The following is a 25,521-nucleotide window of genomic DNA, read 5'->3' as shown; positions in this document are numbered from 1 at the left end:
ATAACACTCCCAAATTTCATATAATTATTCACATTTTATTTCTTCAACCACATTTAACTTAAGAATATTTCTTATCATGAATAAATTAGATAATAGTAAAAGAGAAAACATTCCTAAAATTATAGCTGACACTTCCATAAAAGATATTTTTACATTAATATATTCACCTATACTAAATAGTATTTGCTCAAGTATTTTTGAAAGCCATACACCAAGTCCTCCCCCAATTATGCAGGCAATAAAAAAGGTATATGCTATTTCATAAAAAAATACTTTTGCTATTTGTTTTTTACTCATTGCTACAGAATAGTATATTGCAAACTCTTTTTTTCTTTGATAAAAGCTAATTAATTGATTACTAATCACCCCTAATATACCTATAAAGGCTGCCATTCCAATAATCAAAATCACTAATGATAATAATGTATCTATATCTTCCTTATTACTGTTTAAAAATTCTTCTATTGTTTGAATCTTTATCCCTGTTCCTATTAGTTTATTTATAAGATTATGCTTAAGATCCTTAACATCTATATTGCTTTCAATTTCAATTGCTATTGGCACATCAGTTATTTCTTTTATATATTTTTCTTCTGAAATAACCACTACATTTCTTGATGAAATAAAAGAACTTGAATCAATAAAACCTGCTACTTTAAATTCTAATTTATCAAATTCTTCACTTTCTAAAGAAATTATGCTGCCTATTTCTATTTCATTTCTTAAAGCATAGTATTCATCCACAAGAATTTCTGATTCTGAAATACTACCAAGCTTTCCACTTATATCTTTTATACCATTTTTAGCTTCGTTGAAGCCTAAAATAGCTAAATTATTCTCTTTATTGTTTAGTTTTAGATCAAAAAATTTATAATATATAAAATCTAAAGTTTCTACACCCTTTATCTCTTTTAAACCTTCATAATATTCTTTATTGTATGCAATATTTGTCAATTGAATATCCCCATTAAAGGTTTCTTTTACATCTTTAAATACTGAACTTATTGAAAATCCTATTATAGCTATTATCATCATAATAGATAAAACTATTGTTATTAATTTTATACTTATATTGGCTGATTTACTGTTTTTGGTATTTTTTCCTGCTAATTCAGCAGTAGAAATTGATAATTTATTATTTATCTTTACTAAAAATTGAGATATGATTTTAGACACTGTAGGTATAATTCCTATAGAACCTGCTATTGCAAGCAAAAATGAAATTATTCCTAATAATAGATTATAATTAGTATTTAATTTATATAATAAAAATGATAGTAATAATAACCCCCCACCTAATATAGGAACTAGTTTTTTCTCATGAAAAGCTGTGCTTATTTTATTAAATATCAATTCCTTGATATTATTTTTATTTATTTTTATTATTTCAAAATAAGAAATAGTAATTTGAAGTAATACAGTAAAAAATAATGAATAAATTATATATTTAAAATTAACTGTATTATTTATCATGTTTTCAGAACCATAGGAGTTAAACATTCTCGCAACAGGCTGTCTAATTAAAATTCCTATTAAAGTTCCTATACCTCCGCCAAGAATTCCATAGATGATATTTTCATATAAGAAAAGCCTATTAACAAAATTTTTTGTTGCTCCAATACTTCGAATTGTTCCAAAAATAGAAACTCTTTTAGCCAAAACTAATCTTAACATGCTTCTATTTATATAAAATACCAATATTATTACTGCTGCTAATGCAAAGATAAGCATTTGGCTTATAGTATTAACTTCATTTTTTATGGCTGTTTCATCATGTAAATTTACAGCCAAAAACCCTTCGTTTTTTTGATTAAATTTTTCTATAAAATCTTTACTTTCTTGATAGTCTTCTAATTTTATATAAGTACCATATGTTGAACTTGGTCTATCATATATTTCCCCTAATGTTTCTCTTGAGGTAAAAGCCATTATCCTTCCGCTCTCTTGTAAATACATTCCCTTTATATCTGCTATTGCAGCAATAGTTAATTCCATATCCTCATCATTTGTTTTTATTTTAATCTTGTCATTTAAATCTAGATTATAATATTCAGCCACATTTTTACTAATTACTATATTACCTTTTTCTTTATATTCATTAGTATTTTGATCTATAGAAATTAAGTTTTCTTTTTCTAATAAATCAATATCTGTACCATACATATAAACATTAATCAAGGAATTGTTATAAGAGTAAAGGCCTAGAACTCTTGAAACTCCAAAGTATTCCTTAACCCCCATACCAGAAAGATCAAGAGTATCCATATCATATATTGCATCAGTTTGATTATTTACATTATTCTTAGTAATAAAAATATCATATTCTTTATAGGATCCTTCCATTACTGCTTTATACTGTAAAACTAAATCATCTTTAATATTAAAATTTAAATATATTACTATGGTAGAAATTATTAATGAAAAAATAATTAATAAACTTCGAAATTTATTTTCTAATATATTTCTTGATATGTGTCTTAGTATTATATTCATTGATTACTTTTCCCTTCCTGAAAATTTACTAGTTTTTATCCCATTCTATACTGTAACTTCCTTGTGCTTTTTCAGCTAAGATAATGATTTTGTATTTTTGAGTTTTATCAACTTTTAGCTCTATATTTCCTTCATCGTTACTTTTTCTGCTTTCAACTATTTTCCCATCTTCATCTTTAATTTGAAATTCTAAACTTCCATCTTTTGCTTGAAGAGAATATTCAAAATTAACTACTTCTCCTTCATTGAATTTTATTTTTTTATCTTTCTTCCCATCAAAGTGCTTAAAGGAAGCTTCCATTGTGTTCCCAAAATTATTTTCAACATATCCAATTTTAGTATCAAAATCTGAAAATATTCCGGTTATAATAAAATATAGTATTCCAACTATTAGTATTATAAATAATATTATCCTTTTCTTACTCATTTACTTTCTCCTTTCAAGTCAAAAGACTTATTTATTAAAATAGTTATTTATTAGCTTAAATTGCTGCTCTTCTTTTAGAATTATTTTATCTAAAGTATCAATCACTATTGTCAGCTTATCATTAAAGTCATTTTTTTCATTTGCAATAGAGGTAAGTCCCACAAATAACTTTCCCCAAAGCTTTGCTATTTCCTTAAACTCTAAGCTTATATTGAAAAAATACTTATCATTTATTAAATTTGAGAGGTGCTCTAAACAACTAGCAAATTCACCTCTAAAAGCACTATGGCTTCCAAACATAAGGTTATTTCTAATAAACAATATTATAAATTTTATGGTTTTCTTATCTATTTGATCAATTTTTAGTAACATATCTTCTAAGTCTTTCTTTAGTTCTTTCATAGCAGTGATACCCCTTAATAACTTAGTTCCATCAAAGGCTCCAATTTTTACATTATATTCTACAGTATCATCCAGCATTAATTTTGATATTTCAAAGAGACCTTTTTTTAGTAATTCATTTATTTTATCTCTTTTTATATTCCTTATTTCTTTATCATCTTCAACATAGTAACAGGTGTAGTCTGCTTTAAAGGGCATACATTGAGTATTTCTATATTTATTAAAATTGTCTATGGATAATTCAGTCACTCTGTCTATTTCGTTTGTATTAGTCAGCACAATATAAACCACTTCTTTTTCTTCATCATATCCAACCAGTAGCAATGTTGATAAATAATATAAATTAAGGGTCTGCTTCTTATTTTCATCAAAGTTATCATTTAAAAATCTACTATCTATTTTAAATAATATCGGAATATCATTATCTATTAATTGTTTTAGGGTCTTCCAGTCTTCACTAGAAGCTCCTATTTTAACTTTCTTGTAATTGATACCTAATTCATCAAAAAGGTTCTCCACTATATCATTTGTAGATACTGCTGCATAAGGAATTTTTTTATTTATTATATTAGGAATAGATATTTTGTCGTAGCTAAATAAAATAGCTCTAGAAATTAATAGTATTTCATACTCATTAATATTAAGACCATAATGTCTCATAAGCTCCATTAAGGACTTAACACGGCAATCATATATGACCCTTCTGTCTATGCTTTTGTATGTATTAATTAATTTCATCATTTACTCACCCACTCACTCTTTATACTTATTAAAGTTTCTTTTATTAATATAAAAAGCCTTTAACTTAATTACTACTTTTCCTAATATTCTAAATACTGAAATTAGAATTCTAGCAGTAAAAATTAATACTATAAAAGAAGTTATTCTATTACTGAAATAGTTAAAAATATCAATAAGTTTAGTATTATTTAGTCCATTATTTAAAAGATATAAAATATCTGTATAAACATTCTTTATAGCTAAAATAATTGAATCTAAAATCATCCTAATGAAATACACATAAAATCCAATAGTAAAAATAGAATATATATAAATAACTCTTCTTTTTTCTTTTGTTAATATATTAATTTCTTTTTTTCTCTTAATTAATTTTAGTAAAACAGCTTTATAAAGCTCATAAACAGTTTGGCCTATATTTACAACTCCTAAATAATCAACTAATAACCAATATCCATCTAATTTAATAAAAGGATTTAAATTACTTACTATTTGAAAGGCTGAAACTAAAATAGCAACATTTAATAAATTACTTTTTAAGAAAATATTGTTAATTATATAGAAAAAAAATAAAAAAACTCCCTGTAAATAAATTCCCCCTAAATCTACTAAGGCTCTTTTTTTTCTTTCTAATCTCCAAATATCAGTTACATCAGAGAACATAACTGGCATTATTATATATACACCAATACCTATATTCCCTGGTTTACTGTCAAAGTACATAGCTGACAAAGAATGTCCAAATTCATGTATTATTCCAGCTAAAAATATAAAGCTGTAACATAAAATTAACTCTTTAAAATTTAAGGCTAATACTTCATTAATTACCTTATTGTTTGAATAGTTACTAAGGATATATAGCATCCATATCAATATTATAATACCAAATCTTAGCAAAATATTCTTATTAAATAATTTTGATAAAAATCTAAACTTACTAATAAAACTAGGTTTAAATATTGATATTCTACCCCAAAGCATTTTATTTCTTTTTCTTTCATTAACAGCTTCAGTACCTTCTAATAAACCTGTTTTCCTAAATGCAATGTCTATTACTTCTATGAGCTTATCTATATCAATTTTATAATTATATTCATCTTCTAAATATTTTTTTATGCTTTCAACACTTTTAACTCCGTCTATACATTTAAAAACTATATAAACTAATTTAGATACTTTCCAATATCTTTCATTATAACAGATTAAATAGGATATTGTCTTCTCTCCATCATCAAATTCTGAAATTTCAACGCCTTTTTTGATTCTTAAAACAGTATTCTCCATAAATACTCCTTATTTAAATTAACTTTTATAAATATCAAATCTTTTTCTCGAGGAAACCTCGAGAAAAAGATCTATTATATTTTTTAATATTTATCCTAAGTGTGCCCCTGCAACACAAATTGTAATTCCAATACAAGCTGCTCCACATGCTTGTCCAAGACAAAACTCTGCATTAGCAGCACAAGCCTTTAAAATGCATATCATTTCATCTCTTTCTTCAAGTTCACAAACAAAAAGATCCATCTTTTCATCATCAATGGTTGTATTTATTGATTTAATCATCTTCCAACCTTCTTTCATTGAGTAAATATTTTTATACTAGGGTTACATCGGCCCCGCAAACATTTCCTGTGCATAAAAACTCATTTCTATCATTTAACTCTTTAATAAGTTCTTCAATATCTCTTAATTCATAATTTATCTCTTGATTTAAAGGCTTAATATTATCCATTTTAATCCACCCTTCTTAAAATGCATCATAATGAAGATTGATATTATTCTAGCATCACAATTCTACAGCTATGAACAGGACATGTATTTCCAGTGCAAGAGAACTCATCTCTCTCTATAAGCTCTGAAATAATATCTTCTATGTCATTATTTACCGCACTTATTGATAATTCTTTGTTAATAGATTCTATCTTCATTGTCTACCTTCCTTCAAATTAGTTTATTCCACATGCATTTGCTCCACATGCATCACCTGTACATGCATATTCATCTCTTTCAACTAATTCAGTTATTAATTCTTCTATTTGCATTTCATCTACAGTAAGTTCAGTATTGATTGATTTTACCTTTTCCATAATTCCCCTCCTTTCTATGTTAATAATCTTATTATTAAAATGATTAATAATTTTAATTATCAATCATAATAATAAACTTAAAAATTAATACTATGATATTTGTAAATTCTTCTCTACTATTTCTACTACTACTTCATCAAATATATTCGTAAAATCATCACAATAAGCTCTATTTATATCATTACTTACTACCTTAGCTTGAGCTGAACATCCTCCGCCACAGAAAAGCTTATACTTGCATTCCTTGCAGTCTTCTATTTTATCCACTGTTCTCTTTTTCCACTTATCATGATTATCATTAAATATAAATTCATTTTTCTCTAAATCTACTTTTCCTATTTTACAATCATCTTGAGCTAATACGTCCCAACATGGATAAATATCTCCATATGGATCAATAGTATACATTCCAGTATGAGCTCCACAATATCCTGATCTTAATGGAGCTATACTATTATTTTTTAACATATATCCTATGCTATTACTCAAACCTTGGTAAATAGTATTAAATTGAAATCTTTGAGGGGTATCTCCATATTGTTCTGCCAATTGATGCATTAATTCTACATCTGAAAGGGCCGTTCCTATTTCTTCATAACATCTTAAGGTAGCTTTAAAATAATAATTAAAGTTTTTCATTCCTACCCAGCCACGTTTTTTATATTCATTGATTAGTACTTCTATAGAATCAGTATTTTTCTTATTTACATTAGTTCTTACAGTTATATTAATTCCATTATCAAGGGCTAATTGAATGTTATTCATTATCCTATTATAGGTACCTTGACCTCCTGCTAAAAACCTTCTCTTGTCATGCTCTTTTCCAATTCCATCAACAGTTATTTGAATTTTATCAAATTTATATTCTTTTAATAGATCAATATATTTATCCAAATCATATCCATTGCTTATACAACTTATAGGAATTTCTGCTTCCCTACATTTCTTACATATATACTCCACTATATCTTTATTGTTTCTTAACAGCGGTTCTCCACCAAATAAATAAACACTTGAAATCTTTTTACCAGCTTTCTTATATTTATCTAACTGTATAAATATAGAATCAACTATTTCAGCTGTCATCTTACCTGAAAGCCATTCTTTTCCCTTTTTTAAAAGATTTTGTTCAAAGCAGTATTCACATCTAAAATTACAATTATAAGTAGGCATAATTGTTATTGTTAAGGTATTCTTTGATACTCTATTAAGAATATCGCTTATCTTTGATATGATTTCTTCTTCTTCAGCTTCAGTTGCAGAAGTTAAATATCCTCTTTTTGTAAGAATTTCTCTATCTTCATCACTTAAAGTTTTTAAATATTCAAGATTCTTCTCACCATTACATAATGCTTCAGCTATTGACCTGTCTACAACATCAAAAGATCCTCTATATCCTTGAACTAATAAATATTTTTCAGGATCCTTTTTTAATTTAAGATAAATATTATTTTTGCTTACTCTACACATAAACTCAATCTCCTTTAAAATTTATTTTCTTAGTGAAATTATTTGGGTATAATTACACTCAAAAATCTTATCTACTTTTAAACTCCACTTTTTTATAAATTCATTTATTTTATGCTCAATTACTTCTTCAAATCCTTTTGGCTCCATTTTCTTTATTGGGTAAAATAAAATTCTTTTTATTAAACTTAACTCTTTTCTCCATTCCACAATAATTATTTGTCCACTTTCTTTAGTAACTCTTTTGGCTTCGCCAATAATTTTATTAATATATTTATCATTCATTTCATGTAAAACTAAGGATATAATAGTAAAATCAAAGCTATTATCATTAAAATTTAATCTAGATGCGTCCATCCTTAATAACTTGATGTTTTCTCTATTTTTTATTTTTTTATTAGCCATATTTAACATTTCTTCTGATATGTCTATTCCAATAACTTCAGCATTAGGATTGTAGGAAGAAATTAATATTGCATTTTTTGCTGTTCCAGTACACATATCTAAAACTTTTATTTTTTCTTTTGGTAAAATAGATATTAGCTTATTCCTTGGATTCTTTTCTCCTTCTCCAAAATATATAAAGTCTATAAGATTGTAAAACTTAGGCAAAATTTTATAAATAAAGCTCATTTTTAATTTTTGTTAATCCTTTCTTTTAATTTTTATTTAAATTTATTTCTCCTTTTTTTACCATTATATTAACAAAGGGGCTATCATATTCGAAATATTAAATTAACAAAGTTTAAGATTTGTAAAAATTAATCCATAATTTTAAATAAAAAAAGTAATATCAAAATAATTTAAATTACTTTGATATTACTTCCAAAATTTTGATTAGCACAACATAATAAGACTTTATGCTTTGTAGAATTCTGTAAATAATTTTATTGTATAGTAATTATCTTTAACTGAAGCTAATTCCCTGATAGAATGCATTGATAATAATGGAGCACCCATATCCATAACTGGGATTGTTAATCTTGATGATGTCATAGGACCTATTGTGCTTCCTCCTCTAACATCTGATCTATTAAAGAAGCTTTGATATGGAACTCCTGCTGCCTTGCATAAGCCTTCAAAAATTGCAGCATTATAACTGTCTGTACTATAGCTTCCTGAAGCTGCTGTCTTTAAAACAGGACCTTCTCCTAATACCGGTCTATTGGTTGGATCATGTTTTTCTTCAGCATTTGGATGAACAGCATGAGCAAGGTCTGCTGAGATCATTATAGAATTTGCTAAGGCTCTATATAAACCTTCCTTATCCTTGCCTAAGGCTATAGTTATCCTTTCTAATATGTTTAATAGTAAAGCTGAATCAGCTCCTTGAGCCGTATGGCTTCCTATTTCTTCATTATCAACGCAAACTAAAACATTGGTAGAAGCATTTATATCGCTATCAATTAAAGCCTTCATACCTGCATAAACCATCCATAGGTCATCTAGCCTTCCAGCAGATATAAATTCTTCATTTATTCCCATTATTGAGCCCTTTTCAATTTCATATAAGCCTAAATCAAAGCCTATTATTTCATCTGCTTCCACCTTTAATTCTTCAGCTAAAATCTTTATTAAGTAATTATCTTTTTCAAATTTCTCATTAATTAATCCTAGTAAAGGCAAGGTATCTTTTTGCTTATTTACTGCAAATCCTTCATTTACATTTCTGTTCATATGAATTGCCACACTAGGTATTATAAGTATAGGTCTATTTATATTAATAAGCTCTACTCTTGGCTTTAGAGGACTTTCTCCCTTTAAGGCAACCTTTCCTGCAATTCCTAATGGCCTATCAAACCATGTATAAAGCAGTGGTCCACCATAAACTTCTGTATTTAATTTTATATATTTATTTTCAGATAGCATTTCTGGCTTTGCCTTAATTCTAAAACCTGGCGAATCTGTATGAGCTCCAATTAATTTAAATCCAGCTTCCTCTATTTCTCCCCTTCCTACTGTAAAAGCAATAAGGGCAGAATCATTTTTTGTAACATAATACTTACCTTCCTTTTGTAAGTTCCACTTTTCTTCTTCTTTTATTTCTATAAATCCCTTTGAAGTTAAAACTTCTTTAATGGCTTTTACAGAATGATATGCTGTTGGACTTTTATATAAAAACTCAATTAAGTCTGTTGCTAATTTCTTTTCCATGATAATCACTCCTTAACTTAAATTATTTTTATTATATCACATTTAATGTAAATCAATTATTAAATAGTTCCTCTTTTATTAAAATTCAATTATGAATTAAAAACTGTAAATATAACTTAGCTAAAATAAATAAATATGTGAAATAAGTATATATCAAACATATTTATAATCGAAGTTTTTATATTCACAGTTTACTATTTGAAATAATAGTTTTTTCTCTTATAATAGATTTAATACCAAAATTTATATAATTATTGATGAAATTCAGGAAATTTTTTTATGGAATATTAACATTTTTTATTTGGAAAAATACTTTTAAATAGAGGTGATTAAATGATTTCTAATTTTTTGGTTAAGTCTTTTATAAAAAATAGTGAAGATATAAAGGATTCAAAGGTAAGAAAAGCTTATGGAACATTAGGCGGAATTGTAGGGATAGTTATAAATATAATTTTATTTTTAATAAAGTTTTTTGTAGGACTATTTGTTGGTTCTATTGCTATATCAGCTGATGCTTTTAATAATTTATCTGATGCTGCCTCTTCAATAATTACCATAATTGGTTTTAAAATGGCAGACAAGCCAGCTGATGCTGAGCATCCTTTTGGTCATGGAAGAATTGAATATTTATCTGCCTTATTAGTTGCATTTTTGGTAATGTTAGTTGGTATACAATTCGTAAAATCTTCCTTTGAAAGAATTATGAATCCAACAGAAGTTAAGTTTGAAATGGTACCTTTTATTCTTCTTCTTATTTCAATAGGCTTTAAATATTGGCTATCTCGCTTTAATAAATTTATTGGTAACAAAATAGATTCGGGAGCTTTAAAGGCTTCTGCTGCTGATGCCTTAGGTGATGTTTTTACTTCCAGTACTGTTGTAATATCTTTTTTAAGTGCAAAATTTACCACTTTCCCTATTGATGGCTATATCGGTATGCTTGTAGCTTTAGCCATATTATATGCTGGATTTTCTCTAGTTAAAGAAACCTTAAATCCCCTCCTTGGAGAAGCTCCAGATCCTGAACTAGTAAACGAAATATATGAAAGACTTTTAAAATATCCTAATGTAACAGGAGTTCATGATTTAATTGTTCACAACTATGGTCCAGGCAGAATAATAGCTTCTGTTCATGCTGAAATTCCTTCTGATATTAATATAATGGAAATTCATAATATAATTGATACTGCAGAAAGGGAAATTTCTAAAGATTTAAATATACATTTAGTAATTCATATGGACCCTATCTGTGTTATGACAGAAGAAATTCAAGAAACTTGGAATTATATAGCCTCAGTTTTAAGAAAATACGAGCAAATAGAATCAATGCACGACTTTAGAATAGTTGGTGAAAAAGAAAAGAAAAATCTAATTTTTGATATAGTATTAAATAGTGCAAAAGCAGGAAATAAAAAGGACATAGATAATTTAGTAGAAAATATTAAAAAAGATATAAGAAAAGAACATCCTCAATATAACTGTATAATTACCGTAGATTTTGACTATATGGGATAAGAGCAGTGTGGAGTGAGATACAGTTAGGAGTGAAATTCAGTTAGAAGTTTGGAGTGTGGAGTAAGATACAGTTTGGAGTTTGGAGTTTGGAGTTAGAAGTTTGGAGTGTGGAGTGTGGAGTTTGGAGTTTGGAGTTTAAAGTGTGGAGTTAAGGAAATGATTCAGCTTGGTTGAATTATTAAATAAATAAAAGGCAGTTTCTCAATAAAATTGTGAAATTGCCTTTTTTATTTGATTTAATTATCCTAAATACATACTTATTAAATTTTTACTTCCCTTTATACATTGTTATATTTCCTATTTGAGATTTTTTATTAAAATAGCTGCCTAAATCAGCCTTATTTATTAATTCACCAGTTTTCCAATTATATTTTGATATTGTAGATATATCTCCAGCCTTTATAAAAGATATATAAATATAATCTCCATCTACAGCAGGTTTAGAAACATAAACAAAATTATTACCTTCACCTTTAAGAAGCTCCTCAATTTTATTATCAATAATGTTTATTTTTAATAATTTTACACCATTACCATCATTAATTCCTATTAGTAAATTTTCTTCATCTAATGGTACATCAAATTCGTACATTTGAATAGGCATATTCTGCTTGCTTGCTATAGGAATATTATAATCTGCTAAATTACCCACTTTCTCAACAATATCTAAACTATTATAGCTTATTTTATATAAATCAAAATTGAATTCATCAATTAACAAAATATAATTTCCCAATGCTAACATTTTAAAGCTTGTACTATTTATTCCCTTATCTATATCTTTTACTTTATATCTCTCATGTAATCCATTATCGGTATTAAAAACTAATAATTCTACAGATGGTTTATCAATGGTATAAATTACAATATAAATATAATTATCCTTATGTGAAAAATACATAGGTAATCCATCATAATCATATTTTTCATTAGTATTTAAATTAATAATATTAAATTTATACATATTATCACCGTAAAAATATCCACCATCTACTGCCCATGTAGAATTATTTACGAGTTCTATTTTTTTTATAACACCTTCATTTAAATTTACATTTTCTACTTTTTTATTTTTTGCATTAATTTTTGCAATAGTTCTATCTGAACCATATGAATAAATTAACCCCTCAGTATCATCACTATATAGATACATGCCTCCTTTTGGTTTTAAAGCTTTTACTAAATTTAAGTTTTCATCTAATACAAGGACTTCAGAAGTTCTTGTTTCAAATGTATAATTAGAAACATATATCTCTTTTTTGGGATTACTAACATTACTATTATTTTCTTTAACACATCCTGTTAAAAATATTAGAAAGAAACCTATTAACAATACTCCTACAAAGCTTTTTATACTATCGCCCTCTTTACATATTTTTGTAATTATTCCATTTATATTGTAAGCTTTATTTTTCTTTATAACAAGTCTCTGCTAATAAATTTATATTCTGAGATAAAAGTAAATAAAAGAAGAAAACTATTTTAAAATACTTTCTATAATAATATTTCTTAATTTTTTCATGTCAGAATTAATAATTAATATTTAAATGATTAAATATTTTAAAAAATTATTTATTTTTATTTTCAATAACTTTTATCAACTTATATAATCCAACTATAATTCCCAATTCTCCTATAATAACTGGAGAAATTACTATTGCAATTTCTGAATGCATAAACGGAAAAATTAATGATGATACAACTAATATAATGCATACAAAATATAAAATAAATTTCATATATTTACCCCCATCTAAAACAAATATTATTAACTATAATTGTATCATCAAAGTCAAAAATTATTATAGAAATAATAATGAATTTTTAATATGATTTATATATAATTTCGCTAAATCATGTTTTTGCGAAAAAATAAAAAATAACGATTTTATGCCATTTATAAGCATTGAAATTTTAAAAATTTCAATACTTTTTGTTAGCACAAGTAAATAAATAGAAATAGCTGTAATTTCGTAATTCTGATTACGAAATTACAGCTATTTTTTAAACTCCTTGAATCTCTATAAAAAATTCAACTCCAAACTCCAAACTACTAACTGAATTCCACTCCACACTACTAACTCCTAACTCCTAACTGAATTTTACTAAACTATTTATAAAACTCTTGTGTTGCATAGTAAGTATTGCCTATTTTATAGACCCCAACTCCTATGCTTGTAAAGTTTTTAGATAAGATATTTGCTCTATGGCCTGATGAGTTCATCCAGTTGTCCATAAATTTTGTTGCTAATTGAGAGTTACCTGACATTCCTGAAATATATGCTATATTTTCACCCCAGGCTCTATAAGATACTCCATCAGCCTGCATCTGAGCAGTGATTAATTGCCCTTCTGGATTAGTGTGGTTAAAGTATCCTCTATCACCCATATCTTGTGACTTTATTCTTGCATAATGTTCCATTGTATTATTATAACTTAAAGCTGGAAGCCCTGCTGCTGCTCTTTCTTGATTAACCCTTGCAAAAATAGCTTGTTCAATTTCTGCTATAAAACTATTTGAAGCTTCTGGCTTAGTGTTAGTTTCCTTTGAAGGTGAAGGGGCTGGAACTTGGCTCTCTACAGCTTCAGTATTATTTTCTTCAACAACTATTGGTGCCTCTTTTTTAGTTTCTTTTGGGGCTTCATTGCTTGTCCCATTGTTACTATTATTTGTAGAAACATTATTTTTATCATTTGTGTTTACTGAAGCATACGTGTTTGTTTCATTTTCATTGAAACTATTTTTTTCAATAATATTTTCTTTATTATCTTTTTCCGCTTCTTTTTTTATTTTATTATCATCTGCTTTTTCATCTTTTTTTGATGAATTTTCATTATTGTTTTTTATATTTTCAACTGTGCTATCTTTATTTTTTGACGCATCTGTTATATTTATATTTTCAGATTTTTTTAGGTAGTTTCCAATTCCTATACCTGTAATTAAACATCCTGATAAAAATAATGCTAAAATTTTTGATTTAATCATATGTTTATTTCCTCCTCAGATATTAATCATCTGTTGGAGTTTATATTAACACAGATAGGGGATAAGCCCAATATGGGCTTCCTTCTAATTGATGAATAATATACTAGCCTTAGAAAATATAGTAACTATCTTATTTTATTGAATTAAAATTAAATTTTTGCCATGGCTTAATATAATCTAAGATAAATATTTCTTCTTCCTTAATACGAGCCACAACATTAGATTTTCCACTGTTTTTCATATCCCTTAAAGCTATTTGCACTTCCCCTGCATAATGTCCATATTCGCTGCTTTCTATTATAACATCACCTTTTCTTATTATTTCTGGTGCATTAAATAGTTTGAATTCATAACCGCTATATTTAACACGGCTTTGGGTTGATCTTATCATGTTATCTGAAACATCTCCCCTATTATAATGTTTTTCTTCAAGCAGTATTTTTCTTTCAACTTCAGGAGTTCCTTCTACAATTTCAATATCAAAGGTTACCATATCTTTTCTCATTGACCCTAATTTTCTTAGTTCCTCTTCAGTAGGATAACAATTAGATATTATTATATCGTTAATATTTCCTAGGGCTATAAAATGTTTTGCCTGTACTTCTATTGGTAAATTACGATGTAATTCTAAAGTTGGAAGTCCATCTGTTACAGGCCATGGTCCAAAAGTATCCTTATTTTGGCTTGTAATAAAGGCTGCAGTTCTTAAGCCATACTTAGTAAAATTTTTTGTACATTCCATAAAATGATTAAAATTTAAGCCGCTGTATCTATGAGGATAAAAATTATGACAAGCTATTAAATTATCCTTATTTGGCATAAAATCCATTATAGTATCTATGTAATGAGTATTATTACTCATATTAATTTCAATTTTAAGACCTTGATCATTATAGGTCATTAAGGCTTCTTCTGAACCTGTAAATCCTACATCTAATCTTAAGCCGTCTGCCCCTACTTCTTTAAAGAAACTTAAGTCATTATAACTTATGCCTAAATCACTAAATACTTTAGGACTTACATCTAAAATAATTTCAAAGCCCTTTGATTTTGCATAGTCATTTATTTTTTTGAAATCCCTCTTTATATTTTCTTTGGTATCCTTTACAGAAAGTAGACAAGAAAAAATTCTACTAAAGCCATATTTGCTTGCACTATCTATATAATTTAATATTCTTTCTTCACTGCTCTTTTCTGGATATATTGATATTCCTAGTTTTCCCATAATTACACCTCTTCTTTATTTTTTAATTATTTATTATTCTTTTCTTATATTACCACATAAATATAGGGGCTTAAAGACAGCCCCTATATTATTTCTTTAATTTTATATATTTAAATAATTTCCCCTTTTTCTTCTATCAATAGTTTCTTATCATATATCATAGCAAATGGATAATAAATGACTATTGAAACAATTATGCAGATTATATTTAATACTGCTGCTCTCCAATCTCCACCAGTCGCTAAATATGCTCCTATAGGTCCTGGCAAGGTCCAAGGTGCCGTTACTGTAACTCTGCCAACTAGGCCTAAACTTGTAGCTATCCAGGCAATAGTTCCTGTAACTAATGGTGATAAAATAAATGGAATTATTAAAGTTGGGTTTAAAACTATAGGTGCACCAAATATAATTGGTTCATTAATATTAAATATACCTGGTACTAAGGCTGCCCTTCCTAATTGCTTACCATAGCTGGACTTAGCAAATAAAGCTAATACTATTACTAAACCTATAGTACATCCTGATCCCCCTATCCATATAAACCATTGGAAGAAAGGTTCTGCTGCTATTGCAGGTAATTCAGTTGATGCAACTCCTGAAGCTGCTGCAGCTGTATTTTGATCTAATAATTGTAACCATAATGGTCTGGCAACTGATCCAACAATTGATACTCCATGAATACCAAAGGACCAGAAGAAAGTAATCAATATTATTAATAGCCAAACACTTGGCAAAGTATCAGCTGCTGATAATAATGGGCTAACAATTTTACCTATAAATGAGTGCCAGTCAAACTTAGCAAAATAAGTTAAACTACCTACAATAAGCACTATAATTGCTGTTGGTGTTAAAGCTTCAAAGGACCTTGCTACTGATGGTGGAACTTGTTCAGGCATTCTAATTCTAAAATTCTTAACCGTTGTAAATCTTAATACTTCAACAGCAAAGATGGACATTACAATACCTACAAACATTCCACCTCCGCCAAGGTTTGCCATAGGGAGTACAAAACCTACTCCGTCGATTGCTTGTGGAACTATGGTTAAAAGGAAGGCCATTGCTGAAAGAGTTCCTCCAGTAACTCCATCCAGCTTATAGGATTTAGCTAAACTATATCCTATTCCCCAGCAGGCATAAAGAGTCATAATATACATTGTCACACGATAAGGCAACATTGAAACACTGTTATTTGCCTTTAAAAATTGAGTAATAGCCCATTCATCTGGCAGTGGCGGAATACCAATTAAGATGAATAATGATCCAACAATAATAAGCGGCAAAGTAGCTATAATTCCGTCTCTAACAGCACGTAAATGGCGTTGTTCTGCCATCTTAGCCATTGGAGTTGATAATTTTTGGTCTAAAAATTCCGCAAACTTATTCACAGGAAATCCCCCCTTAATATAAAATATTTTAACTTGTAATTTTACAAGTTTAAGACTTATTAATTAAATCTGTAACTTGCTTTAGTAGCTTTGCTCCTCCTAATGGACTATAGGATTGAGGCTGAATTAATGCACAAGGAACATTTTCTGTATCAGCATATTCCTTTAAGTAATCGAAACGATGTCTTACCTGAGGTGCAACCATTGCCACATCATAGCCCTTCTTTACTTCTTCTTCAAATTCTTGTGTACTTACTGCCTTTACTTCAATTGATATTCCTTTCTTTTCTGCCTCCTTCTTAAGGGCATTAACTGCTATGGCACTAGACATACCCTGTGAACAAACAAATAATACTTTCATAAAAAATACCTCCTTATTTTTCTGCCATCTTTTTATACATTCTTATCATGTGCTCTATTAAGGTTCTTGCTTCTATAGCCGTCATAATATGGTCTTGAGCATGTACAAATAATAAAGAAAGCTCTGTCCTTTCACCACTAGCTTCAGCCTGAATTATATCAGTTTGTATTTTATGCGCTTCAGTCAAATAGGAATCTGCTTCCTTTAATAATTGATCAGCTTTTTTAAAATCACTCTTTTCTGCTTCCTCTAAAGCCTTATAAGCTAATCCCTTTGCCATTCCAGCTTGACTGATTATTTCAAATATGATTATTTCCATGTTTTCTATCATGACTAAAACCTCCATGCTATTTTGTCATTTAATTAAATTCATCTTTAAGAAATACCTATTATAATTTATATTCCGCTTCGAATTGTTTTATTTCATTTTTTTATATTTTTTTTGAAATAATATTTTATTTGAAATCAAAAAAATTCTCTAGCATAAATTCTTTATACTAGAGATTTTTAATTAGTTAGTTAAATTCCATAAAATTCCATATACTTCTTATATTCATATAACTTCAATAAGTTATCTTTTGTTTTTACTTCCTCTTCATAAAAACTTACTAAATACTTTATTCCTTCATAGAAACCTAACTGAATGCTTTTTATTATATCCTTTATACCTGTTTCTACTTTTTCATTATCTGAATTTAATCTGCCTTCCTCAATATTTTTAACTCCTTCTATAAAAGTAACTTTTTTCATTTCAACAAAGTTATACTTGTTTTTATATTCATTTATTTTTTCTTCTATATATTTATAATCTATATCCTTCTGAGAACATATTTCATTTTGTGATTCTTTATCATATATTTTATTCTTATATAAATAGTAAACTAAATTATCATAAGCAGTATTATTTCCTCTTGATATCGCCTCTAAGTAATACTTAATTACATCTTCTTTACTTTTGTTTAACAAATTTTCTTCAGCTAATTCTCCAAGAATATTAAAAGTTTTCCCTTCATCAATTAAAAATAACTCTTCTATATATTTCTCTGCTTTTTCATAAGACTTTTCTACTCCGATGCCTTTTACATTATAATAAATTAATTTTTCAGTTCCCTCTGCCTTATTTATTTGCCTTAATTCAAGTGCAAGATTTAAAGCACTATCATAATCTTTATCTATTCCAATTCCCTTTTCATAAACATCTATTAAATTTAAATAGGCTTCTAGGTTATTTTCTTTTACCGCCTTCTTATACCATTTTATTGCATTAGTTATATTTTGTTTTACATAAATTCCATGAAGATAACAACTTCCAAGTTTGAGCATTGCCTTTTCAGAACCCTTTTCTGCAGCCTCTATAAATAATTTAAAAGCCTCCTCTTCATCCTTTTCAACTCCAATTCCATAAATATAAGCAAGTCCCTTATAATAAACAGCATCCTCAAGCCCCTTATCTGCTGCATAATTTATATATTCTATTAATTCCTTTTCATCAATTTTCTTTTTATTTAAAATATCAATAAAGTATTCACTTGCAAGTACTTCTGCTGCATATTGGGATCCTCTCTTATAGGCCCTTCTAAGATAATATAACCCCCTATCCCTATCTTTCTCTAAATAAATAACTCCCATTAAATATAAGGAATGGGGATCTTTATCTAATATTGCCTTTTTCATATATTCTATAGCTTTATCATCATCCTTCTTTACGCCTTCACCATTATAATACATAATTCCTAATCTTTGAGTTGCTTTTAAGTCTCCATTATTATGTCCTTTTAAGTAATATAACAATGCCATTTCATAGTTTTTATCTTCCTCATAAAGCTTTCCTATTTTGAAATAGGTCTTAATATTACCTTCCTCGCAGCTTTTTAAATAATAAGATAAAGCTCGCTCTCTATCTTTTTCTACTTCAAGTCCTTCTAAATACATGTCTCCAAGAGCTTCTAAACAATTAATATCATTTATTTCTGCCCCTTTTGATAAATAAAAAAAGGCTTTTTTATAATCTTTATCAACATACATTCCATCTAAATATGATTGTCCTATAATATAAAAAGCATCTTCAAAATCATTTTCTGCAGATGTTTCTAACCAGTAATAAGCTTTAAAAATACTTTTTTCACATCCATGTCCATTTTTGTATAAATAAGATAAAGCATATTGAGCTGGAGGAAATCCATTCTCTGCTGCTTCCTTATACCATTTAAAAGAAAATTCTAAATTCTTTTCTACTTCAATTCCTGTAAAATAAATATATCCTAAAGAATATTGAGCAAAAGCGTTACCCTGAAGGGCAGATTTTTTATACCAGTATAGGGCTTTATCAATATCCTTTTCTCCCCCATAACCCTTTTCATAAAACAAAGCTAAATAGCTTTGAGCATACTGGTTACCCTTATTGGCAGATTTTTTAAAATATTCCCTTGCCTTATAATAATCCTGCTCTACTGTTTTTCCTATATAATAAAGCTCTCCTGCCAATAAATCTTCATCATATAAAAGTTCATCATCTTCCTCCCTCTTATTAAGCTCCTCTAACTCTTCAATTTCATACTGATTATCTATTTGATAAGATTCTTCTTTTAAATATTTACTAAATATCTTCTTTTCTTCTGGAGAAAGCTTATCATAAAATAAGTTGTATTTTTCTTCACCACAATTTATTGCCATCCATACTGACATTTCATATATAACCTTTAGATCTTTTAGCTTAATCCTTATGTTTTCTTCATTTATTTTTTCATTAATTAAATAAATATTTATAAGTTCAATATCTTCAATGTATTTAACTAAATATTTCATAAGAGAATAAGGCAGTATTTCTTTTCTTGAAAGATACTCAATATTTTTAATTAATGTATTTTCACTATTATAAAATAGATTATTTTTTAAATGGATGATAATTACAATCTCACTAATTATCTTGAATATTTTTTCAGGTATTAGTTCAATTTTATCCTCCTTGAGTAAATTAGTTATTGCATGATATAAATCCCTAAATTCTAACTTTAAAAAATCAAAGCAGTTTCTATTTTTCATTTTTCCCCCAAGATTTAACTTTAAATTCTTACTAATATTTTATTTGTAGAAAAATACTTATAGAACCTATTTCAGTTAAGAGGGGGAGACAGTTAGTTAGGAGTTAGAAGTGTGGAGTGGGAAGTGTGGAGTGAAAGACAGTTAGGAGTGTGGAGTGTGGAGTTAGAAGTGTGGAGTTTGGAGTGTGGAGAGAGACAGTTAGGAGTTAGTAGTGTGGAGTTTGGAGAGAGTTAGTAATTAGTAGTTATTAGTGTGGAGCTCGAGTGAAAACAGTGTGGAGTGGGGGATAGTTTGGAGTTTGGAGTGGGATATTAGAAAATTAATTTTAATCATGTTAAATAAAGATTTCGAAGCAATCTTTTAGTTTACAGTTTATAAGGTGCAGTTAACAGTTAAGGAAGAAACTACTGCGTAGTTTCTAAAATTATATTTCTATAAGCTCTTTTAGAGATTATAAATATTATAATTCAGCTTAAGCTGAATTATTTCCTAAACTGTACACTGTAAACTGTACACTGCACACTAATAAAGATTGCTTCGCAATCTTTATTAAAGCTGCACTAATGCTAAAAAATTAAGAATAGCTAGTATGCTTTATAGTTTAAGAAAAACTCCTTGCATGCTAGCTATTTTAACTTGAAATTAATATTAAATTTTAAAGTTTTTAATCATTTTGTTTAATTCATTTGCTTTTTCTGCTTGTACCATTGCTGATTTAGATACTTCTTCTATACCGATTGTTGCTTCTGAAATAGCTCCTTTAATAGTTTCAGAGCTATTACTTGATGCAATAGCATTATTCATCATTCTTTCAACTAACTTAGTAACCTCTTGCATTGTTGCTGCAATTTCTTCTGACATTGCTGCTATTCCTTCAGACATCTTTGCCATAAATTCTGAATCTTTAAGATAAGATTCTCCAACAGATATTAATCTTATAAATTCTGGTTTAATATCATTGGAAATAAATTCTAAAACTGATTTACTATTTTCCTTAACTTCTTCAAAGGCATTTATAACTTCATTAGTAGTTTCTTGTATCTTAAGTACCGCCTTAGAAGATTCTTCAGCGAGTTTCCTAACTTCATCTGCTACTACAGCAAAGCCTTTACCCTGTTCCCCAGCTCTTGCTGCTTCTATTGCTGCATTTAAAGCTAAAAGATTCGTTTGTTCTGCAATAGCCGAAATCATTTCAGCCATAACCTTAATTTCTTTTACTACTTCAGCCTTATTTAAAGCAGAAATTATTCCATTTTCCCTAGCCTGATATACTAAATTAGTATTTTTAATAGAAACTTCTCCTTGCTTTTTAACAGCTGTTGCAGCTTCTTTGATTTTATATGATTTTTCACTTCCTTCTAAAGCATTAGCTGATAAAGTTTGAATACTAACATCAACTTCTTCTGTTGAAGCCGTGATTTCTTGAGCACTTTCTCCTGTTTGTACAGTTGAAGCTACTATTATGTCTGTTGAGGTATTTATTTCTTCTATTTGAGCGGTAACCTCTTCAACTATAGCTGATAATTCCTCACTTGTAGAAGCCAAGTTTTCTGATGAATTAACAACAGCAGCTATTAAATTTGCAATACTTTTTTGTCCTTCATTTATAGCATTTGCCACTTCTAAGAATTCATCCTTTGATTTTATCTTTATCTCCTCAGAAAAATCTGAATTCTTCATTCTATTTGCAAATTTTTTAATTTCTATAAGGGGAAGCATAATTGATTTTCTAAGTTTAATATTTATAAATAATGAAATAGATATAGATAAAACAGATAATACTACAAAATTTATTATTATATTGTTTATATAAGTATTAGTAGCATCATTATTTTCTTTAGCCTCTTCACTTATGTAAGCTGTTAGTTCTTTCATTGCTTGTTGATAAGATTCAGACAAATCTTTTAGTGCATAATAAGAATTATACGCTTCTTTCATATTTCCTTTTAAGGCTATATCAATAACTTCATCTCTTTCCTTTATAAATTCATCTAGATTTTTTTCAATATTTGATAAAAGTTGTGTTGCCTTTTGATCTAATGGTACATTCTTTAATTTTTCAAAATTTTCATCAGCAGCTTTCATTAAACCTCTTATTTCTTCTACTCTAGTTAATTGAGCTTGTTTATCATCTGAATTTAAAATTATATAATAAATTCCATTTGATACATCAAGATTTTGAATTCTATATTCTTCAATATACTCCTTTGCTTTTAAATTATTTTCATATAAATTATTTAATGACTTATCGACCTTTAAAAGTGAAGAAACTGATTGAGCTAAAATAAAAATAATTAAAGAAATTGTTACTACTGATTGAAGAATTATTCTAGTTTTTACTTTTAATTTATTAAACATAACATACTTCCCCTCATTTTTATAAATTCCAAAGGCTTTTGAAATTCAAATAAAATTTAAAATAAAATTAAACATATATAATAGAATAATATATTTTTCGACATTATTCTATAACAATATATACCAAAACAAAAAACCACCAGATAAACTGGTGGTTCTATATTTTTAAGCTAAACTTTTATTACTAAGCTCTAAAGAACTTTTGATAAAAAATCTATTGTTCTTTGATGTTTTGGATTTCCAAATATTTCTTCTGGAGTTCCTTGTTCTACTATATTTCCTCCATCCATAAATATTATTCTATCCCCAACTTCTCTAGCAAAGCCCATTTCGTGAGTAACTACTACCATAGTCATTCCTTCTTTTGCTAAGTCCTTCATAACATTTAAAACCTCTCCAACCATTTCTGGATCTAGAGCTGATGTTGGTTCGTCAAATAATAAAACTTCTGGTTCCATAGCTAAAGCTCTTGCTATAGCAATTCTTTGCTTTTGTCCCCCTGACAAGGAAGCAGGATAAGCATTTGCCTTATCTAAAAGTCCAACCTTATTTAATAACTCTTTAGCCTTTTCTTCAGCTTTTTCTTTTGAAACTCCTTTTACTGTAATTGGTGCAATAGTTATGTTTTCTAATACAGTTTTATGTGGGAATAAGTTAAATTGTTGAAAAACCATTCCCATTTTTTCTCTTACTTTATTTATATCTGTCTTTTTATCGGTAATATCTTGTCCTTTAAAAAGAATGTGTCCCTTTGTAGGTTCTTCTAATAAATTTAGGCATCTTAAAAAGGTACTTTTTCCTGAGCCTGAAGGTCCAATTACAACTACAACTTCACCTTGTTTAATTTCTTCATTAATTCCTTTTAAAACTTCATTTTCACCAAAATATTTGTGTAAATCATTAACGTGAATCACTTACCTTCATTCTCCTTTCTACCCAATTTAATAATCTGCCTAAACTAAATGTTATCACAAAATAGAAGGCAGCTGCTATTATTAATGGTTCTAAACCTCTATAAGTATTTCCTCTTACAACATTAGCTGCATACATAAGCTCTCCAACTCCTATGGAAGAAGCAATTGAAGATTCCTTTATTACAGTAACAAATTCATTACCTATAGCTGGAAGAATATTTTTTACAGCTTGAGGAATTATTATTAATCTCATAGCCTTAACTTGAGTCATTCCTAAACTTCTTGCTGCTTCTAATTGTCCCTTATCTACAGCATCTATTCCACCTCTTATTATTTCTGAAACATAAGCCGCTGAATTTAAAGACACTGCAATTATTCCAGCTGTTAAAGCTTCTACATTTATTCCTAAAAGCTGGTCAAAAGCAACATAAGCAATCATAACTTGAAGAAGCATAGGAGTTCCCCTTATTATTTCTATATAAGCAGTTGCAATTACTCTAAAAATATATATCTTCCATATACGTAAGTTTGATCTCTTCATAAAGCATAATAATGCACCAAAAAGAACACCAAAAAATACTGATATAAATGACATAAGGATTGTCCACTTAATACCATTTATAAAATAGGGCATACTATCTGCCATAAAACTAAAATCTAAATTCAAATTTTCCACCTCGCTAATTTAATTCAAAATGTACAATGCACAATTTAGCATTAAACTACTATCTAGTTTCTAAAATATTATAAAGCAATTTTTGGAATTTATATTTAACAAAGGACAATGGACAATTTAGGATTAAACTCAGAAGTTTTTATAATTCAGCTTAAGCTAAATTATATCCCTAATTGTCCATTGTGAACTATGCATTGTGAATTATAATTTTTTTGCAAGCAAAATATTACTCACTAATGCTTTCAGCTAATTTGTTTGCATCTACTATAAATTGATCTAAAAGACCTTCATCTTGTATTCTCTTAATTGTTTTATTCACTTCTTCTAATAACTTTGGTGAGTTTTTCTTTAAAGCAATTGCAGAACCGCCTGCTTCATCTTTTATAGTTTCATTAATAATAGCTAATTCAGGATTATTTTTAACTATCATTTCTGCAACTGGTAACTCACAAACTAAAGCTTCAATTTTTTCACCTTTTAAAGAAACAACTAAGTCATTAACATTTGATAGTAATTGCATTTCAACATTTTCAATAGTTTCAGTAGCTAAATCTGCTTGTATTGAACCCATTTGAGCTCCTACTTTCTTTCCATTTAAATCTGCAAAAGATTTATATTTTTCAACATCCTTAGCTCTTACTATTGCTCCATGTTCTGCTGTATAGTAGATATCTGAAAAATCTACAGCCTTCTTTCTTTCTTCATCTGGACTCATACCTGATATAACTAAATCAACTTTATTGTTTGGTAGAGCAGATATTAAAGTATCAAACTTCATATCCTTTATTTCAAGTTCTACTCCAAGATCCTTTGCAATTTCTTTAGCTATATCTACATCAAAACCTACTATTTTATCTTCTCCATTTTCCATTATGTGAAACTCATATGGTGCGTAATCTGCACTTAGTCCTACAACTAAAGTTCCCCTTTCTTTAATTTCATCTAGTTTATCGCCTTCAGCTTTAGCACCACATCCTATTAGAGCAAAGCTCATTAGTCCTGCCATAGCTGTTGCTAATATCTTCTTTATATAACTATTTTTCATTATTTTTCCCCCTTAAATATTTTCCTAAAATTAATATATTGATTATACATCCGAATTTATAATTATGCAAGTATTTTTTATATTTTTGCATAATTTATTGATTTTCTAAATTTTACGCACGATCTTATGCATAATTTTATGCATAAATATATTTTTATGCATTTTCACTAGTTTTTTAGCTCAAAAATTTTCTTTTATTATACTTTGTTTTATAAGCATATTTTGTCCTTTATAAACTATTTA

Annotated in this window: 25 protein-coding genes; 2 read left to right on the top strand and 23 right to left on the bottom strand. The window is 27.8% G+C overall.

Annotation, left to right across the window (positions count from 1 at the left end; all coding sequences use genetic code 11):
* Positions 1 to 24: 24 nt before the first annotated feature.
* The 11 genes from BEN51_RS02325 to BEN51_RS02290 form a co-directional block, all read right to left on the bottom strand.
* The gene (locus tag BEN51_RS02325; protein WP_119864492.1) at positions 25 to 2,493 is read right to left on the bottom strand and encodes an ABC transporter permease; all 2,469 of its coding nucleotides are present in this window, start codon (positions 2,491 to 2,493) and stop codon (positions 25 to 27) included.
* A gap of 28 nt (positions 2,494 to 2,521) precedes the next feature.
* Positions 2,522 to 2,920 (bottom strand): hypothetical protein, encoded by a 399-nt coding sequence (locus BEN51_RS02320; protein WP_119864491.1) that lies wholly within the window; start codon positions 2,918 to 2,920, stop codon positions 2,522 to 2,524.
* 27 nt (positions 2,921 to 2,947) lie between these two features.
* Positions 2,948 to 4,063: a BtrH N-terminal domain-containing protein gene (locus tag BEN51_RS02315; protein ID WP_119864490.1), complete on the bottom strand. Its 1,116-nt coding sequence runs from the start codon at positions 4,061 to 4,063 to the stop codon at positions 2,948 to 2,950.
* Between the two features lie 12 nt (positions 4,064 to 4,075).
* Positions 4,076 to 5,344 carry a hypothetical protein gene (locus BEN51_RS02310; protein WP_119864489.1) on the bottom strand — a complete coding sequence of 423 codons (1,269 nt, stop codon included), beginning with the start codon at positions 5,342 to 5,344 and terminating at the stop codon, positions 4,076 to 4,078.
* 90 nt (positions 5,345 to 5,434) lie between these two features.
* Positions 5,435 to 5,644, bottom strand: coding sequence for a hypothetical protein (locus tag BEN51_RS02305; RefSeq protein WP_123962151.1), 210 nt, complete (start codon positions 5,642 to 5,644; stop codon positions 5,435 to 5,437).
* A gap of 13 nt (positions 5,645 to 5,657) precedes the next feature.
* Positions 5,658 to 5,795: a hypothetical protein gene (locus tag BEN51_RS13755; RefSeq protein ID WP_164704071.1), complete on the bottom strand. Its 138-nt coding sequence runs from the start codon at positions 5,793 to 5,795 to the stop codon at positions 5,658 to 5,660.
* Positions 5,796 to 5,838: 43 nt separating this feature from the next.
* Positions 5,839 to 5,991 carry a hypothetical protein gene (locus tag BEN51_RS13750; protein WP_164704070.1) on the bottom strand — a complete coding sequence of 51 codons (153 nt, stop codon included), beginning with the start codon at positions 5,989 to 5,991 and terminating at the stop codon, positions 5,839 to 5,841.
* Between the two features lie 18 nt (positions 5,992 to 6,009).
* Positions 6,010 to 6,150: a hypothetical protein gene (locus BEN51_RS13745; RefSeq protein WP_164704069.1), complete on the bottom strand. Its 141-nt coding sequence runs from the start codon at positions 6,148 to 6,150 to the stop codon at positions 6,010 to 6,012.
* Positions 6,151 to 6,240: 90 nt separating this feature from the next.
* Complete coding sequence (locus tag BEN51_RS02300) at positions 6,241 to 7,620, bottom strand: radical SAM/SPASM domain-containing protein (RefSeq protein ID WP_119864487.1); 1,380 nt, start codon at positions 7,618 to 7,620, stop codon at positions 6,241 to 6,243.
* Positions 7,621 to 7,641: 21 nt separating this feature from the next.
* A complete protein-coding gene (locus BEN51_RS02295; protein WP_164704068.1) occupies positions 7,642 to 8,229 on the bottom strand; it encodes a class I SAM-dependent methyltransferase in 588 nt (195 codons plus the stop codon).
* A gap of 246 nt (positions 8,230 to 8,475) precedes the next feature.
* Positions 8,476 to 9,771 carry a M18 family aminopeptidase gene (locus BEN51_RS02290; RefSeq protein WP_119864485.1) on the bottom strand — a complete coding sequence of 432 codons (1,296 nt, stop codon included), beginning with the start codon at positions 9,769 to 9,771 and terminating at the stop codon, positions 8,476 to 8,478.
* 333 nt (positions 9,772 to 10,104) lie between these two features.
* On the opposite strand from BEN51_RS02290, the gene BEN51_RS02285 reads away from it, so the two are divergent.
* Positions 10,105 to 11,286: a cation diffusion facilitator family transporter gene (locus BEN51_RS02285; protein WP_119864484.1), complete on the top strand. Its 1,182-nt coding sequence runs from the start codon at positions 10,105 to 10,107 to the stop codon at positions 11,284 to 11,286.
* 268 nt (positions 11,287 to 11,554) lie between these two features.
* Here BEN51_RS02285 and BEN51_RS02280 read toward each other — a convergent pair whose 3' ends face one another.
* The 8 genes from BEN51_RS02280 to BEN51_RS02250 all read right to left on the bottom strand — a co-directional run bounded on the left by BEN51_RS02280 (position 11,555) and on the right by BEN51_RS02250 (position 20,285).
* The gene (locus tag BEN51_RS02280; RefSeq protein WP_119864483.1) at positions 11,555 to 12,619 is read right to left on the bottom strand and encodes a hypothetical protein; all 1,065 of its coding nucleotides are present in this window, start codon (positions 12,617 to 12,619) and stop codon (positions 11,555 to 11,557) included.
* 235 nt (positions 12,620 to 12,854) lie between these two features.
* Positions 12,855 to 13,025: a hypothetical protein gene (locus BEN51_RS13740; protein WP_164704067.1), complete on the bottom strand. Its 171-nt coding sequence runs from the start codon at positions 13,023 to 13,025 to the stop codon at positions 12,855 to 12,857.
* Positions 13,026 to 13,396: 371 nt separating this feature from the next.
* Positions 13,397 to 14,272 (bottom strand): CAP domain-containing protein, encoded by an 876-nt coding sequence (locus BEN51_RS02275; protein ID WP_119864482.1) that lies wholly within the window; start codon positions 14,270 to 14,272, stop codon positions 13,397 to 13,399.
* Between the two features lie 130 nt (positions 14,273 to 14,402).
* On the bottom strand, positions 14,403 to 15,497 hold the full coding sequence (locus BEN51_RS02270) for a DUF871 domain-containing protein (protein WP_119864481.1): 1,095 nt from the start codon (positions 15,495 to 15,497) through the stop codon (positions 14,403 to 14,405).
* Between the two features lie 110 nt (positions 15,498 to 15,607).
* On the bottom strand, positions 15,608 to 16,882 hold the full coding sequence (locus BEN51_RS02265; RefSeq protein WP_119864480.1) for a PTS sugar transporter subunit IIC: 1,275 nt from the start codon (positions 16,880 to 16,882) through the stop codon (positions 15,608 to 15,610).
* A gap of 49 nt (positions 16,883 to 16,931) precedes the next feature.
* Entirely contained in the window at positions 16,932 to 17,243 is a 312-nt protein-coding gene (locus BEN51_RS02260) for a PTS sugar transporter subunit IIB (RefSeq protein ID WP_119864479.1), read from the bottom strand.
* A 13-nt stretch (positions 17,244 to 17,256) separates the two neighbouring features.
* Positions 17,257 to 17,574, bottom strand: coding sequence for a PTS lactose/cellobiose transporter subunit IIA (locus BEN51_RS02255; protein WP_119864478.1), 318 nt, complete (start codon positions 17,572 to 17,574; stop codon positions 17,257 to 17,259).
* A 188-nt stretch (positions 17,575 to 17,762) separates the two neighbouring features.
* Entirely contained in the window at positions 17,763 to 20,285 is a 2,523-nt protein-coding gene (locus BEN51_RS02250) for a tetratricopeptide repeat protein (protein WP_119864477.1), read from the bottom strand.
* A 111-nt stretch (positions 20,286 to 20,396) separates the two neighbouring features.
* Here BEN51_RS02250 and BEN51_RS14070 point away from each other — a divergent pair, with 111 nt between their 5' ends.
* Entirely contained in the window at positions 20,397 to 20,519 is a 123-nt protein-coding gene (locus tag BEN51_RS14070) for a hypothetical protein (RefSeq protein WP_257789687.1), read from the top strand.
* Positions 20,520 to 20,933: 414 nt separating this feature from the next.
* On the opposite strand, the gene BEN51_RS02245 is transcribed toward BEN51_RS14070, so the two are convergent.
* The 4 genes from BEN51_RS02245 to BEN51_RS02230 form a co-directional block, all read right to left on the bottom strand.
* On the bottom strand, positions 20,934 to 22,643 hold the full coding sequence (locus tag BEN51_RS02245; protein WP_119864476.1) for a methyl-accepting chemotaxis protein: 1,710 nt from the start codon (positions 22,641 to 22,643) through the stop codon (positions 20,934 to 20,936).
* Between the two features lie 191 nt (positions 22,644 to 22,834).
* Positions 22,835 to 23,557, bottom strand: a complete 723-nt coding sequence (locus BEN51_RS02240) for an amino acid ABC transporter ATP-binding protein (protein WP_119864475.1) — start codon at positions 23,555 to 23,557, stop codon at positions 22,835 to 22,837.
* Positions 23,544 to 24,203, bottom strand: coding sequence for an amino acid ABC transporter permease (locus BEN51_RS02235; protein WP_119866553.1), 660 nt, complete (start codon positions 24,201 to 24,203; stop codon positions 23,544 to 23,546). The genes BEN51_RS02240 and BEN51_RS02235 overlap by 14 nt, the downstream gene beginning before the upstream one ends.
* 256 nt (positions 24,204 to 24,459) lie before the next feature.
* On the bottom strand, positions 24,460 to 25,278 hold the full coding sequence (locus tag BEN51_RS02230) for a transporter substrate-binding domain-containing protein (RefSeq protein WP_119864474.1): 819 nt from the start codon (positions 25,276 to 25,278) through the stop codon (positions 24,460 to 24,462).
* Positions 25,279 to 25,521: the final 243 nt, after the last annotated feature.

The sequence above is a fragment of the Clostridium isatidis genome, assembly GCF_002285495.1.
Taxonomy (GTDB): domain Bacteria; phylum Bacillota; class Clostridia; order Clostridiales; family Clostridiaceae; genus Clostridium; species Clostridium isatidis.
The sequence above is the reverse complement of the archived record's forward strand: the minus strand, read 5'-3'. Positions and strand labels throughout refer to the sequence as shown.